Raw genomic sequence first — 13,315 nt, forward strand, 5'->3', positions numbered from 1 at the left:
CTACATCAACTGCGGCAGCCCGGACGCACGCTAGTCCGCCGAACTGCCCGGAATCGCAGCCACCGCATAAATGAGCGCACCACCGCGCAGTAGTTCGATGACCGTGTCGCGATCGGCGGATGAGAAGACCATGCATCCGTCGCTCCTGCCGGCAACGCCAAGCGCGGCGATCATTTCCGGCTCCACGTACGACTGCGCATGGATCACGATCAATCGCTTGTATGCGTTCCTGTTCGTTGGTGACAGGCCGCGCAAGCGCATGGAGAGGCCGTTGCCTTCCGTGGGGCTCATGTACACCTCGTCCGTCTTGAAAAGGCCCAGGCTGCTCGCGTTGCTGTCGACCTCGTCCAGGAAGACGTTGGGCACCCCATCCATGTCGTCGGGCTCCGAGCCGATACCGTGCGCCACGATGAAGCTGTGAATGACGGTGCCGCTCGTTCGATCGATCACGTGAAACCGCGGTTGGTTGGAGCGCGTCGAGTAGTCCAGCACGGCCGCATACGGGTGCTCGGAACTCTGCGCCAGCACGTAGCCAATGGCGGACTCGACCAGCGCGGAGCGCCCGGTCTGCGCATACGCGAGCCTCGGGGCGGCCGCAGTGCCGAGACCGAGTTGAAGTGCAATCATCATCCGAAGCAGCCATCGTCTTTTCATACGAGACCTCACTTGCAGATCGCCCGCCGCCCGCCGGGGGAGGGCAATGATTGCACGACGCACCCAAGTGCGCCAGCGACCGCTCGGCGGAAATGCGCAACGCCCGCTTGCGGAGCGAGCGAAGTAGTTATAAAAAACAACCGCGCGCGCTTTGCTCCAGTACAACAACAGGAGACGTGGATGAAGCTCAACGATCGACTCCCGGCGCCCTTTGCCTTGCTCCTGCTGGGAGCGGCGGCATCCGTTCATGCGGCAACGCCCATCGCGTGCAATGCCTTGCTCAACCAGTCCATCGAGGGCGCGACCATCACCAGCGCCGTGCTCAACCCGCCGACGTCGACCTTGCCCGAGCACTGCGAGATCCTCGGCACCATCGGCCAGCACACAGGCGCCGACGGCCAGGCCTACGCGGTCAAGTTCCATCTGCGCATGCCGACCGCCTGGAGCGAGCGCTTCTACTACTCGGGCGGCGGCGGGCTCGACGGCAGCGTCGGTGGGGCCGATTCTCCGCAACTCGCGCAAGGGTATGCCGTGGTGTCCACCGACAGTGGGCACGACGCCGCGCTGAACATCTCGGCAATCGCCGGCAACGCCGAATTCGGATTCGACCCGCAGGCGCGCCTCGACTATGGCTACGAGGGACCTGGCCGGGTGGCGCAGGCGGCCAAGGCCATCACCCGCGCCTACTACCGGCAGAGGATCAGGTATTCGTACTTCGAAGGTTGCTCCGAAGGCGGCCGCGAGGGCTTGATGTTCTCGCAGCGCTATCCCGACATCTTCGACGGCATCATCGCCGGCAATCCCGGCATCGATCTGCCCAAGGCCGCGGTCGCGGAGGCTTGGGACACGCAAGCTTTCGCCAAGGCCGCGCGTGCGTTGACGCCATTCGGCAATCCCGACCTCGCCACTTCGTTCACGCCTGCGGAGTTGAGCGCGATCGGCGACGCGATCCTGAAGGAATGCGACGGGAAGGACGGTCTCGTCGACGGCATGGTGACGAACCCCCAAGCCTGCCGCTTCGACCCGCAGACGCTGGGGCCCCAGGGCTCGGGCATGTTGTCGGCCAATCAGGTCGCGGCCTTGAAAGACGTCTTCGGCGGTGCCAGGAACTCGAAAGGCCGAGCGCTCTACGCTGGCTGGTTCTGGGATCCGGGCATTGCTGCGGCCGGCTGGCGCATCTGGAAGATCGGGCCGCTCTTTCCTGGCCCGGGCAATACGTCGCTCAACACCACCTTGGGCGGCTCGGCACTGCCCTTCGTTTTCACCACGCCGCCCAATTCCCAGACGGCGGGGACGCCCGGTCATCCGGGCACGGTCGTCACGACGGCGGGTCCAGCGCCCGGCCTGCCGGGACTCAATGACGCTTTCATGCCTTGGCTGCTCAGCTACAGCATGGATGTCGACGCTCCGAAGATCTACGCTCGCAGCGGCATCTTCTCGCAGTCGGCCATGGACTTCATGGGCACCAGCTCGACCGACTATCGCCGCTTCCGCTCGGGCGGCAGCAAGCTCATCGTCTACAGCGGCCAGGCGGACCCCGTCTTCTCGTCGAAGTACCACATCGGTTGGTACCAGGACTTGATGGAGCGCGTTGGCGGTGTGCGCGCGACACAGCAATTTGCGCGTCTGTTCGTCGTGCCGGGAATGAATCATTGCGGCGGCGGCTATGCCACGTCGCAGTTCGACGCGTTCAGTGCCTTGGTCAACTGGGTCGAGCACGGAAGCGGGCCGGCTTCTCTTGTGGGCACCGCGCCCGCGGACACGCCGTGGCCGGGACGCACGCGGCCGATCTGCGCATACCCTGCGCAAGCGCGCTATGTGGGACACGGGAGCATCGAGGATGCCGCCAACTTCGCGTGTGTCGCAGTGCGTGAGGATGACAGGGACCACGGCGGCCGGCGCAATGGCGACCGCGACGGCAACGGCGATCACGACCACCGCTGAAGGGTCAGGTGAGACGCGACGGCGGTTCGCTGTGTGACTTGGAAAACGCTGCGGCTGCGGCTTGCAGTTCGGGCACGAGCGTCAGCAGCCGGCGAGTGAGCCAATAGAGCTGCGCCGCATCGATGGGGTCCGGCAGCCTCAGCGTGTTGATCAGCCGCTGCGGGCGATCCCCGAATCCGAGAGAGGTCAGCGGCTCGAGGATTGCCGCCAGATCGGCCCGAACATGCTCGTCCACGAGCTCATGCTCATCCAGCCGGTGCCAGATGGCGCGCACTGCGCGCTCGCACATCTCGCCGTCCGACAGCGGAGCTTCCGCTTCTGGAAAGCCCAGCGCGCTCATCGGCATCTGCTGGATACCGGCTGTCTCTGCGCGTCCAAGACCTCTTCGTGAAGGCATGGGGTGCTCCTTCATGATGCCCACACGATACGCCGTGCAGGGGCAAGCGGCAATGCCATCGTCGAACGCGTCGTGCTGTGGGGACGCTCCTACGGTGCGCCGGCGAGTCGGTTCGACGCCACGGCACCCGCCTCTTCGAGCAGCCAGGCGCGAAAAAGCCTCAGTGCGGGCCGCTCGTCCTGCGTCGCGGGCATCACCAGGAAATAGCTGCGCTCGCCACGCAGCGGCCGGTCGCACGCGACGACGAGCTCGCCCCGCGCCAGTTCGGCTTCGATCAGCATGCTCGGGATCAGGGCCACGCCCAAGCCATGCGCCGCGGCGATCGCCAGCATCGAGAACAGTTCATAGCGCGGGCCGCTGTGGGCACGCGGCGCGTCGACGTTCTGCGCATCGAACCATTGGCGCCAGCCCTCAGGACGCGTGCTCTGCTGAAGCAAGGGCATGCGCGCCACCGCGAGCGGCGACAGCGGCTTGCGCCCGGTGAGCAATGCGGGGCTGCACACGGGAACCACGTCCTCGTTGAGCAGCACGGTCGATTGCGTACCGGCCCAGTTGGCTGTCTGCGAAGCGGTGCCCGCATAGATCGCCGCATCGAAGGGCGTGTCGTTGAACAGAAAAGGCCGCGTGCGCGTTTCGATATGCACGGTGATGTCGGGATGCTTCGCCGCAAAGTCTGGCAGCCGCGGGATCAACCACCGTGTCGCGAAGGTCGGCACGGCTGCGAGCTGAAGCGAGCCGCCTTGCCCCTGCCGCGCCATGGCATCGAGCGTGTCGCGCTCCATGGTGTCGAGCTGGCGGGCGATCTGGCGCGCATAGTCGGCACCCGCCGGGGTGAGCGCGACGCCATGGCGCGTGCGGCGGAACAGCGCCATCCCGAGGAACTCTTCCAGTGCGGTGATCTGGCGAGACACGGCGCTCTGCGTCAGCGCCAACTCCTGCGCGGCGCGCGTATAGCTTTCGTGGCGGGCGGCGGCCTCGAAGCAGATCAAGGCTTGGGTCGAGGGGATCTTGCGGCGCATGGTATGCGAAGGCTACATAGTTCGAGAGGCGCCGCCGTCGCGCGGTCAATGAATCGGCGGCGATGTATTGTGCTTTGAAGTGCGCAAAGCGCATAACTCGGTGTCAAAACGTCGTTTGCGCTCGCGTTGCCCCGCGCTTACGATGGCACCCAACTTCAGCACTTCATCTTCGGAGACACACATGGCCAAGCACGCCGCATTTCACTGGGACGATCCGCTCCTGCTCGATCAACAGCTCACGGACGAAGAGCGCATGGTGCGCGATGCCGCCAATGCTTACTGCCAGGAGCGCCTCGCACCGCGCGTGCTCGAAGGCTTCCGCAACGGGGAAACCGATCCGGCGATCTTCCGCGAGATGGGTGCGCTCGGGCTGCTGGGCCCGACCATTCCCGAGCAGTACGGCGGCCCCGGCCTCAACTACGTCTGCTATGGCCTGATTGCCCGCGAAGTCGAGCGCGTCGACTCTGGCTTCCGCTCGATGGCGAGCGTGCAGAGCTCGCTCGTGATGGTGCCCATCAACGAATTCGGCACCGAAGCGCAAAAGCAGAAATACCTGCCCAAGCTCGCGACCGGCGAGTGGATTGGCTGCTTCGGTCTCACCGAGCCCGACCATGGCTCCGATCCCGGCAGCATGGTCACGCGCGCCAAGAAGGTGCCGGGCGGCTATTCGCTCAGCGGCGCCAAGATGTGGATCAGCAACAGCCCGATCGCCGATGTCTTCGTGGTGTGGGCCAAGGAAGTCAGCGAAAGTGGCGCCGTCGGTCCGATCCGCGGCTTCGTGCTCGAGAAGGGCGCCAAGGGCCTCAGCGCCCCGGCCATCCACGGCAAGGTCGGCCTGCGCGCCTCCATCACCGGCGAGATCGTGATGGACAACGTGTTCTGCCCCGAAGAAAACGCCTTCCCCGAAGTGCAGGGCCTGAAGGGTCCTTTCACCTGCCTCAACAGCGCCCGCTACGGCATCTCCTGGGGCGCCCTGGGCGCCGCCGAGGACTGCTGGCACCGCGCGCGCACCTACACGCTCGAACGCAAGCAGTTCGGCCGTCCGCTCGCCGCCAACCAGCTCATCCAGAAGAAGCTGGCTGACATGCAGACCGAGATCACGCTGGGCCTGCAAGGCTGCCTGCGCCTCGGCCGCATGAAGGACGAGGGCACCGCATCGGTCGAGGTCACCTCGCTCCTCAAGCGCAATTCGTGCGGCAAGGCGCTCGACATCGCCCGTCTGGCGCGCGACATGATGGGCGGCAACGGCATCAGCGATGAGTTCGGGGTGGCGCGGCATCTGGTGAACCTCGAAGTGGTGAACACCTACGAAGGCACGCACGACATCCACGCGCTGATCCTCGGTCGCGCCCAGACCGGCATCGCAGCATTCGCGAACTGATGTCGGCCCCCACTGCTGCGCAAGGCGCCCTCGCGGGGCTCAAGGTCCTGGACCTCTCTCGCGTGCTCGCGGGTCCGTGGTGCACGCAGATCCTCGCGGACCTGGGTGCGGACGTCATCAAGATCGAACGCCCCGGTGTCGGCGACGACACGCGCACCTGGGGGCCGCCGTTCCTGAAGGACGCTGAAGGCAGGGACACCAACCAGGCGACCTACTTCACCGCCTGCAACCGCAACAAGCGCTCCGTCACCATCGACATGGCGACGCCCGAAGGCCAGGCGCTGCTCAGGCAGATGGCGGCTCAGAGCGACATCGTGGTCGAGAACTTCAAGACCGGCGGGCTCAAGCAATACGGGCTCGACCATGAAAGCCTGCGCGCGGCCAATCCGAGGCTCATCTATTGCAGCGTGACGGGGTTCGGCCACGACGGTCCGCACGCCTCGCGCGCGGGCTACGACCTGATGATCCAGGCGACCAGCGGCATGATGAGCATCACCGGGCGTCCCGACGATGTGCCCGGCGGTGGCCCTTTGCGCGTGGGTGTGGCGCTCACCGATCTCTTCACGGGCGTCTATGCGAGCACGGCGATCCTGGCCGCGCTGGAAGTGCGGCATCGCACCGGCGAGGGCCAGCACATCGACATGGCACTGCTGGATGTGGGCATGGCGATCCTCGCCAACCAGGCGAGCGCCTTCCTCAACACCGGCGTGGCGCCGCAGCGCCAGGGCAACAGCCATCCGAGCCTGGCGCCCTACCAGGACTTCCGCACCAAAGACGGCTCGATGCTGCTGGCGATCGGCAACAACGGCCAGTTCTCCCGCTTCTGCGAGGCCGCCGGGCACGCCGATTGGGCCAGCGATCCGCGCTTTGCCACCAACACGCTGCGCGTCAAGCATCGCGAAGTGCTGATCCCCCAGATGGAAGCCGTCACGCGCACGCGCACCACGGCCGAATGGATATCGCTGCTCGAAGACAAGGCCGTGCCCTGCGGGCCGATCAACGACATCGCACAGGCTTTCGAAGACGATCAAGTCAAGGCGCGCGGGCTTGCCGTGAGCCTGCCGCGCGACGCGGGCGATGGCATCGACCGCATCGTCGGCGTCGCGAGCCCGCTGCGTCTGCAGGGCACGCCGCCGGTGCTGCGCAATGCGCCGCCCGCATTGGGGCAGCACACGGATGAGGTGTTGGCCGAAATGGGCATCGACGAAGCACGCCGCGCCGCGCTGCGCGGGGCAGGCGTGGTGTGATCCAGGCGGGCACGGCCGGAACTCAGCGCGCGACGCGCGCGGCTGCCGCGCCCGCACCGGACACGCTGACGCCGGCGGACCGCTATCAGGAGCTCTTCGTGGCGGTGCAGAAGGGCCATGTCTTCGCCGACAGCAAGACCTTCGTCGACTGTGCGCCACGCATGGAGCCGGCGGACATCCTTGCCGCATACCGGGCGCAGTCCCCAAAGGCGGGCTTCGACCTGGTGGCCTTCGTGCATGCGCATTTCGACGTCATCGAGCAGGCGCCGTCCAACTACACCTCCGTGCCGGGGCAGCCCATCGGCGCGCACATCGCAGATCTCTGGCCCGTCCTGACGCGGCACCCGAAGTCGCATCCACCGCGGTCTTCGCTCTTGCAGCTTCCGCATTCCTACATCGTTCCGGGCGGGCGCTTTCGGGAGCTCTACTACTGGGATTCGTATTTCACGCTGCTCGGGCTGAACTGCGAAGGCGACGAGGGCCACGCGCGGCTCATGCGCGACATGCTGGAGAACTTCGCCTATCTGATCGATACCTATGGCCATGTGCCGAACGGCAACCGCATCTACTACCTGAGCCGCTCGCAGCCGCCCGTGTTCGCACTCATGGTCGAACTGGCGCAGCAACGGGGCGCAGCGAGCGCAGTCGACTTCCTGCCGCAGCTTCGCCAGGAACATGCGTTTTGGATGAATGGGAGCGATGGCCTGGCGGGAGGGCAGGTCGCGCGCCGCGTCGTGCGCATGGCGGACGGCGCGATGCTCAACCGCTACTGGGACGAACGCGATACGCCGCGCGAGGAGTCGTGGCTCGAAGACATGACGACCGCGCAGTCGTGCAAGCGCAACCCGGCCGAGCTCTTTCGCGACATTCGCGCCGCCTGCGAGTCGGGTTGGGACTTCAGCACGCGCTGGCTGCGTTCACCGCCGCCAGCGCACGCGAACCCGCAGGGCCGCTTGAACGTGCGTGCGGGCACGTCCGCAACGCTTGCGACCATCTGCACGACCGAGATCCTGCCAGTGGACCTGAACGCCTTTCTCTACAAGCTCGAATCGATGATTGCCGCGTTGTCAGGCGAGGCGGGCGACGCCGCGGCGCAGCAGTCATTCGCCGAGCTTGCCGAAGCGCGCAAGGCGGCGATCAACCACTATTTCTGGGACCCGGCTCAAAAGGCTTATTTCGACTATGACTGGCGCCAGGACGAACGGCGCTCCTGTCTGACCGCAGCTTGCGTCACCCCGTTGTTCGTCGGCGCCGCAGAGCCTGCACAAGGGCAGGCGATGGGCGACACCGTCTCGCGCCGGCTGCTGGCGCGCGGAGGCTTTTCAACGACTGAATGCGCCAGCGACCAGCAATGGGACCAGCCCAATGGCTGGGCCGGGCTGCAATGGATCGCGGTGCAGGGCCTGGCCGCGTACGGCCATGAGGATCTTTCGCGCAGCATTGCCAAGCGCTGGCTTGCGACGGTCGCGGCGCTCTACGAGCGCGAGGGCAAGCTGGTCGAGAAATACGCGCTGCGCCGCGTCGAGCATGAAGACACCAAGGGCGGGCACGGCGGCGAATATCCGCTGCAAGACGGCTTCGGCTGGACCAATGGGGTTACCGCAGCATTGCTTGCCGCGCATCCGCAGCACACGGCACATGCCTGCGTGTCCTGCTCCACGGCGCCGATGCATCGCTGAGCGGCGAGTGCTCCTGAAGCAGCGCCGGAATCTCGCTGCGGCCGACGCCCAGGTCATGCAACTCGCGCTCCGACATCGAGCGCAACAAACCTCGATCTTGCCTCTTCCGCCGTGCGTTGCGGAGCAGGTCGATGAAGGCGGTGAAGAGGGCGGGCTTTGACTGCGGCATGAGTGGCTCCTTGGATGGAAATGCCATCTTGCGAGTCCATGCAGAATTGTGGAAGTTGAGAATTCCAAGGCCTATGATCAGCTTTCCTGATGAGACAACTCAACCTCGACCAACTCCGCACGCTGGTGTCGATCACCGATCTGGGCACCTTTTCCGCCGCCGCAAAGGCGCTGCATCTGGCGCAGCCGACGGTAAGCCTTCATATCAGCGAACTCGAAGCACGACTTGGCGCACGCCTGGTGGTGCGGGGCAATCGTCGCGTGACGCCCACGCCGGCCGGCGCGGCCCTGGTCGAGCGCGCGCGACGTTTGCTGCGCGACGCAGACGATGCCGTCGATGTGGTGCGGCGCCAGGCCGAAGGGCGAACGGGGCGCGTGAGACTGGGCACGTCGACCGGTGTCGTGGTCGATCTGCTCCCGCAGGTACTGGAGGCGCTGGAGGCGAGCAATGCCGGCATCGATGTCGAGGTCGTCATCCTCGGTTCGAACGACGCGATGGCGCGCCTTGCCATGGGCACGCTCGACATCGGCCTGGTGGCGGTGCCGCAGCCGCCGGTGCGCGAACTCGTGGTCACGCGCTGGCGCAGTCAGCCGATGATGGCCTTCGTGCCGCGAAAGTGGGGTCCGCCGAAACGCGCAACGCCGCAATGGCTTGCACAGCGGCCATTGATCTTCAACGACGCCTCCACGCACATGTACCACCTGACGATGCAGTGGTTTGCCGCGGCGGGTGAATCGCCGCGCCCGCGCATCGAACTGAACTACGACGCGGCCATGCACAGCCTCGTCGCGGCTGGCTACGGCGCTGCGGTGCTGCCGGCCAATCCGAGCGCCGAGGGGAATGCCGATCCGCGCGTGCAGGCGCTTGCACTAAGCCCGAAGCTCACGCGCCACCTGGGCATCGCGCACCGGCAGCGGCCGGCGCTCGATGGTGCAACGGCCACAGTGCTGAAAATCCTCATGCAGTTCGCCCAGCGCTAGCTCGAAGCGTCAGACCGCCCGGCCCACCACCGCCAGCGCGATCACGACCACGCCGAGCAGCAGGTTGATGCGCACCAGCTTGCGGATGAGGTCGAGCGAAGCCGCTGCCACGGGCCATTCGCGCCCCGCGACCGCGCGCTTCAGTCGAGGATAGGGGGCGAAGCGGATGTGCAGGTAGATCGCCATCATGAAAAGCCCCAGGCCGAACATGAGATGCACGTTCCAGCGGACGTTCGCGAAGCCGCCGGCCCGCCAGATGAGCCCGAGGCCGGACGCGAGCAACACGATGATGGCCGCCCAGACGCCCGCGAAGAAGCGAGCGAGCACGTCCGTCATGAAGGGCAGGCGCAGCGGCGGATCGAGCTTTGCAACAGCCGCTGGCCGCACTGCGAAGTGCATGAGCGCCATGCCGCCCACCCAGAAGGCCACGGCAAGAATGTGGATGAACAGGAGGAGCGGGGCGAGAAGCGGCATGGACGTGAGCATGCGCCAAGCGTAGACGAGATCGCCCGTGTTGAATACTCAAGCCTTCACGCCGCGTCTGTTCACGAGCACGATCCCCAGCGCCACGCCGGTGAGTGCGAGCACCAGTTGCAACGTGAGCGGCTCCGAAAGAATCGCCACGCCGAAGACCAGCGCAAGCAGCGGCGTGAGGAAGGTGAAGGACGAAACCCGCGTCGCAGGGTAGTGCCGCAACATCCACATCCATGCGAGATAGCTGGCGAATGCGCCGATCACAGTCTGCAGACCGATCGAAAGCCATGCGTAGTTCGAATACGCGAACCCCCAATGCTCGCCCAGCAGCAGAGACAGCACCGGAGAGAGCGCCGCGGTGACGGCGATTTGATAGAAGAGCGTCTTTTCCGCGCTGGCCGTCGACAGGCGGGTTGTCCGGATCGCCAGCGTCGTGAGACCCCACAGCACGCCCGCCAGGAGGGCCAGCGCGTCACCTCGCAACTGGCTCGAGGTGCTATGGCCGAAGCTCTCGCTGAACGCGAACACCACGCCGGCGAACGCAATGGCGAGTCCGGTCCACTGCGCGCCGCGCAGCCGCTCGGCGGGCACGAAGCGCGGAAGCAACACCGCGACGACAAATGGCGCGGTGTACAGGAACACCGTGAGCCTCGATGCGCTGGTGAGTTGCAGGCCGAGGTAGATGCAGGTGAATTCGCCTGCGAACAGCGCGCCGGCGAGCAGGCCGCCCGGCAACGTTCCGTCGCGCTCGAACAGCGAAACGCCACGCCATTGGCACCAGAGCCACAGCAGCACGACTGCGCCGGTCATGCGGATCGATGCCTGCCACAGCGGCGGCACTTCGGTCACGGTCGTCTTGATGAGGATCTGCTGCAGTCCCCAGAATGCGCAGCAGGCAAGCAGGAGCGCGGTGGCGCGAGTGTCGAGATGGTCCTTGCGTTCGATCATGGATTCGTTTTTCTTGGTGGGTAAGGTGGCTTGCCGCGGGTGCCGACCATGAGGTCCGGCACCACGGTTTCCACCTCATTGACCTTGCGTGCTGCGCTTTCCAGGCGTTGCGCCATTTCGCGCGTCGGGACACAGCCCTGCAGATAGACCCATCGGCGCTGAACTGTGACCCACACGCTGCTGCGGCGCAGGCCGGGCACTGCGGTCAAGGCCTTGCGCACTTCAGGCGCGATGGCCTTGTCGTAGAGGTAGGCATTGCTGTCCTTGCAGCGGCCCGCGAGCCAGCAGCTTGTGCCTCGCTCGAGCCGGCTGTGCATCTGTTCTCGTGCTTCAGCTGCGGAATAGAGCGGCCCGAGCGGCGCCGGGCAGTCCGCGAGGCCTGATGACACCTGGAAAAAAGGGTCGTCGAAGAAATTGCTGCGCTCCCCGCCATCTGCACCGTGCGCCGCCTGCGCCGCCGCACTCGCGAGTACGACGGCCGCTGTCAGCCAACGTGAGCGGCGGCCCGGATTCAAAGCGGATGCTCGGTGTAGAAGCGCCCACCATGGAACAGCAATGGAGATGCGCCCGGGCTGTGCGCGCAGCGCTCGACCTCGCCGACGAAGATCACATGGTCGCCTTCGTCATAGCGGCTGCGATTGAAGCACTCGAAACTGGCTGCCGCGCCGACCAGCACCGGCGCGCCGCCCACGCCTTCGATGAAGGCAACGTCTGCCCAACGGTCGACATCCTTCGTCGCGAAGCGCTCCGCCAGCAGCTTCTGGCTCGACGAGAGGATGTTGATCGCATAGTGCGATCCGGTGCTGAGCGCCGCCATCGAAGCGGCGCTGCGCGCGAGGCTCCACAGCACCAGCGGCGGATCGAGCGACACCGAGTTGAACGAGTTGGCGGTGAGCCCGACCAGCGCTCCTTCGGCAGAGCGCGCGGTGACGATCGTGACACCGGTGGCGAACATGCCGAGCGCGGCGCGAAATTCGTCGGTCGAGAAAGAAGGCGGTTGTGCCTGGGCGGGAGCAGTCACGAAGAAGCGGCAAAGTGGAAGGCTATTCTGGCATCTTGACTCGCCCCCAGGTTGGCTCACTTCGTGTAGCCGCCCACCCCCTACCGGGGGCGCTGCCGGTGGCCCGGCGAAGCCGGTTCCACGGCAGCCCACGAAAAAACCGGCGCGAGCATCGGGGGAGGTTGATCAGCCGAAGAACCAGTAGCCGACGCCGATCGCAGCGATGACTCCCGCCAGTTCGGCCAGCAGCGCGCAGCCCACCGCATGGCGCGCGCGCTGGATGCCGACCGCGCCGAAGTACACCGCGAGCACGTAGAACGTCGTCTCCGTGCTGCCCTGGATCACGGCGGCAACCCGCGCTGCGAAGCTGTCTACTCCCTGGCTCTTCATTGTCTCGATCAGCATCGCGCGCGCCGCGCTGCCCGAGAAAGGCTTCACGAGCGCGGTCGGCAATGCATCGACGAAGCGCGTGTCCCAACCCGCTCGCGCCACGAGCCAGCGGATGCTCTCCAGCGCGAGGTCGAGTGCGCCCGAGGCACGCAGCGCGCCGATGGCGCAGAGCATGGCAACCAGGTAGGGAAGCAGATTCTTCGCGACGTCGAAGCCCTCCTTTGCGCCTTCGACGAAGCATTCATAGACCTTCACGCGTCGCAACGCACCCGCCAGCAGGAAGGCGACGATCAGCCCGAACAACGTGAGGTTGCCGAGCAGCGAAGAGAGCGAAGCCAGCGCTGCCGAGGACAAGGTCGAAAGCAGCGCCATGAACCCCCCGAGCAGCAATGCGCCAGGAAGCAGGTACGCGAGCACCACGGGATCCCATAGCTTCAGCCGCTGCATGAACGCGACCGACAGCAGTCCTACCAGCGTCGATGCGCTGGTGGCGAGGAGGATCGGCAGAAAGACCAGCGTCGGATCGGCCGACCCCTGTTGGGCCCGGTACATGAAGATGGTGACCGGCAACAGCGTCAGCGATGAAGCGTTGAGGACGAGGAACAGGATCTGCGCATTGCTCGCCGTGGTCGTGCTGGGATTGAGCGCCTGCAATTCGCGCATCGCCTTCAACCCGATCGGCGTGGCCGCGTTATCGAGGCCGAGCGCGTTGGCGGCAAAGTTGAGCGTGATGAGGCCGAGCGCAGGATGCCCCGCCGGCACTTCGGGCATCAGCCTCCGGAAGAGCGGCCCGAGCATCCGCGCGAGCAAATTCACGATGCCGGCCGCTTCAGCAATGCGCACGAAACCGAGCCACAAGGTCAGTGTGCCGAAGAGAAGCACCATCACCTCGACGGACAGCCGCGCCATCGCGAACAGGCTCTCGACGATTGCTGCGAACACGCCGGCGTCGCCGCCGATCAGCCAGCGACCTAGCGCAGCCACTGCTGCCGTCAAGAAGAATCCAAGCCACAAGCCGTTGAGCACGCGTACC

At 65.9% G+C, this 13,315-nt stretch carries 14 protein-coding genes; 5 read left to right on the forward strand and 9 right to left on the reverse strand.

Annotated elements, in window-relative coordinates:
• Positions 1-30: 30 nt before the first annotated feature.
• Positions 31-654 (reverse strand): murein L,D-transpeptidase catalytic domain-containing protein, encoded by a 624-nt coding sequence (locus AC1DMA_RS16195; RefSeq protein ID WP_478144835.1) that lies wholly within the window; start codon positions 652-654, stop codon positions 31-33.
• A 180-nt stretch (positions 655-834) separates the two neighbouring features.
• Between AC1DMA_RS16195 and AC1DMA_RS16200 the strand changes: the two genes are divergently transcribed.
• Positions 835-2,598 (forward strand): tannase/feruloyl esterase family alpha/beta hydrolase, encoded by a 1,764-nt coding sequence (locus AC1DMA_RS16200; RefSeq protein ID WP_478144836.1) that lies wholly within the window; start codon positions 835-837, stop codon positions 2,596-2,598.
• Between the two features lie 4 nt (positions 2,599-2,602).
• Here the strand turns inward: AC1DMA_RS16200 and AC1DMA_RS16205 are convergent, their stop codons facing one another.
• On the reverse strand, positions 2,603-2,995 hold the full coding sequence (locus AC1DMA_RS16205; protein ID WP_478128467.1) for a hypothetical protein: 393 nt from the start codon (positions 2,993-2,995) through the stop codon (positions 2,603-2,605).
• Between the two features lie 89 nt (positions 2,996-3,084).
• Entirely contained in the window at positions 3,085-4,014 is a 930-nt protein-coding gene (locus tag AC1DMA_RS16210) for a LysR substrate-binding domain-containing protein (protein ID WP_478128466.1), read from the reverse strand.
• A 181-nt stretch (positions 4,015-4,195) separates the two neighbouring features.
• On the opposite strand from AC1DMA_RS16210, the gene AC1DMA_RS16215 reads away from it, so the two are divergent.
• The 3 genes from AC1DMA_RS16215 to treF are packed head-to-tail and all read left to right on the forward strand — an operon-like array spanning position 4,196 to position 8,321.
• Positions 4,196-5,395 (forward strand): acyl-CoA dehydrogenase, encoded by a 1,200-nt coding sequence (locus AC1DMA_RS16215; RefSeq protein WP_478128465.1) that lies wholly within the window; start codon positions 4,196-4,198, stop codon positions 5,393-5,395.
• Positions 5,395-6,642, forward strand: a complete 1,248-nt coding sequence (locus AC1DMA_RS16220) for a CaiB/BaiF CoA transferase family protein (protein ID WP_478144837.1) — start codon at positions 5,395-5,397, stop codon at positions 6,640-6,642. Before AC1DMA_RS16215 ends, AC1DMA_RS16220 begins: the two co-directional genes overlap by 1 nt.
• Positions 6,639-8,321: an alpha,alpha-trehalase TreF gene (treF, locus tag AC1DMA_RS16225; RefSeq protein WP_478144838.1), complete on the forward strand. Its 1,683-nt coding sequence runs from the start codon at positions 6,639-6,641 to the stop codon at positions 8,319-8,321. Before AC1DMA_RS16220 ends, treF begins: the two co-directional genes overlap by 4 nt.
• On the opposite strand, the gene AC1DMA_RS16230 is transcribed toward treF, so the two are convergent.
• Positions 8,239-8,517: a DUF1127 domain-containing protein gene (locus AC1DMA_RS16230; protein WP_478144839.1), complete on the reverse strand. Its 279-nt coding sequence runs from the start codon at positions 8,515-8,517 to the stop codon at positions 8,239-8,241. The two genes, treF and AC1DMA_RS16230, sit on opposite strands and share 83 nt — an antisense overlap.
• Before the next feature lie 62 nt (positions 8,518-8,579).
• Between AC1DMA_RS16230 and AC1DMA_RS16235 the strand changes: the two genes are divergently transcribed.
• On the forward strand, positions 8,580-9,470 hold the full coding sequence (locus AC1DMA_RS16235) for a LysR family transcriptional regulator (RefSeq protein WP_478144840.1): 891 nt from the start codon (positions 8,580-8,582) through the stop codon (positions 9,468-9,470).
• Positions 9,471-9,479: 9 nt separating this feature from the next.
• Here the strand turns inward: AC1DMA_RS16235 and AC1DMA_RS16240 are convergent, their stop codons facing one another.
• The 5 genes from AC1DMA_RS16240 to AC1DMA_RS16260 all read right to left on the reverse strand — a co-directional run bounded on the left by AC1DMA_RS16240 (position 9,480) and on the right by AC1DMA_RS16260 (position 13,308).
• Positions 9,480-9,944: a CopD family protein gene (locus tag AC1DMA_RS16240; RefSeq protein ID WP_478128460.1), complete on the reverse strand. Its 465-nt coding sequence runs from the start codon at positions 9,942-9,944 to the stop codon at positions 9,480-9,482.
• A 48-nt stretch (positions 9,945-9,992) separates the two neighbouring features.
• Positions 9,993-10,892, reverse strand: a complete 900-nt coding sequence (locus AC1DMA_RS16245; RefSeq protein ID WP_478144841.1) for a DMT family transporter — start codon at positions 10,890-10,892, stop codon at positions 9,993-9,995.
• Complete coding sequence (locus AC1DMA_RS16250) at positions 10,889-11,407, reverse strand: BON domain-containing protein (RefSeq protein ID WP_478128458.1); 519 nt, start codon at positions 11,405-11,407, stop codon at positions 10,889-10,891. Before AC1DMA_RS16250 ends, AC1DMA_RS16245 begins: the two co-directional genes overlap by 4 nt.
• Positions 11,404-11,847: a flavin reductase family protein gene (locus tag AC1DMA_RS16255; RefSeq protein ID WP_478144938.1), complete on the reverse strand. Its 444-nt coding sequence runs from the start codon at positions 11,845-11,847 to the stop codon at positions 11,404-11,406. Before AC1DMA_RS16255 ends, AC1DMA_RS16250 begins: the two co-directional genes overlap by 4 nt.
• A gap of 231 nt (positions 11,848-12,078) precedes the next feature.
• Entirely contained in the window at positions 12,079-13,308 is a 1,230-nt protein-coding gene (locus AC1DMA_RS16260; RefSeq protein WP_478144939.1) for a nucleoside recognition domain-containing protein, read from the reverse strand.
• Between the last annotated feature and the right edge of the window lie 7 nt (positions 13,309-13,315).

Source organism: Variovorax sp. 05N34 (assembly GCF_056397405.1).

Bases quoted from the DNA above. Each gene is read 5' to 3' on its own strand.
- AC1DMA_RS16215 (WP_478128465.1), top strand. From the start codon at position 4,196: ATGGCCAAGCACGCCGCATTTCACTGGGACGATCCGCTCCTGCTCGAT.
- AC1DMA_RS16195 (WP_478144835.1), bottom strand. From the start codon at position 654: ATGAAAAGACGATGGCTGCTTCGGATGATGATTGCACTTCAACTCGGT.
- AC1DMA_RS16245 (WP_478144841.1), bottom strand. From the start codon at position 10,892: ATGATCGAACGCAAGGACCATCTCGACACTCGCGCCACCGCGCTCCTG.
- AC1DMA_RS16200 (WP_478144836.1), top strand. From the start codon at position 835: ATGAAGCTCAACGATCGACTCCCGGCGCCCTTTGCCTTGCTCCTGCTG.
- AC1DMA_RS16255 (WP_478144938.1), bottom strand. From the start codon at position 11,847: ATGTTCGCCACCGGTGTCACGATCGTCACCGCGCGCTCTGCCGAAGGA.
- AC1DMA_RS16240 (WP_478128460.1), bottom strand. From the start codon at position 9,944: ATGCCGCTTCTCGCCCCGCTCCTCCTGTTCATCCACATTCTTGCCGTG.
- AC1DMA_RS16230 (WP_478144839.1), bottom strand. From the start codon at position 8,517: ATGGCATTTCCATCCAAGGAGCCACTCATGCCGCAGTCAAAGCCCGCC.
- AC1DMA_RS16210 (WP_478128466.1), bottom strand. From the start codon at position 4,014: ATGCGCCGCAAGATCCCCTCGACCCAAGCCTTGATCTGCTTCGAGGCC.
- AC1DMA_RS16220 (WP_478144837.1), top strand. From the start codon at position 5,395: ATGTCGGCCCCCACTGCTGCGCAAGGCGCCCTCGCGGGGCTCAAGGTC.
- AC1DMA_RS16205 (WP_478128467.1), bottom strand. From the start codon at position 2,995: ATGCCTTCACGAAGAGGTCTTGGACGCGCAGAGACAGCCGGTATCCAG.
- AC1DMA_RS16235 (WP_478144840.1), top strand. From the start codon at position 8,580: ATGAGACAACTCAACCTCGACCAACTCCGCACGCTGGTGTCGATCACC.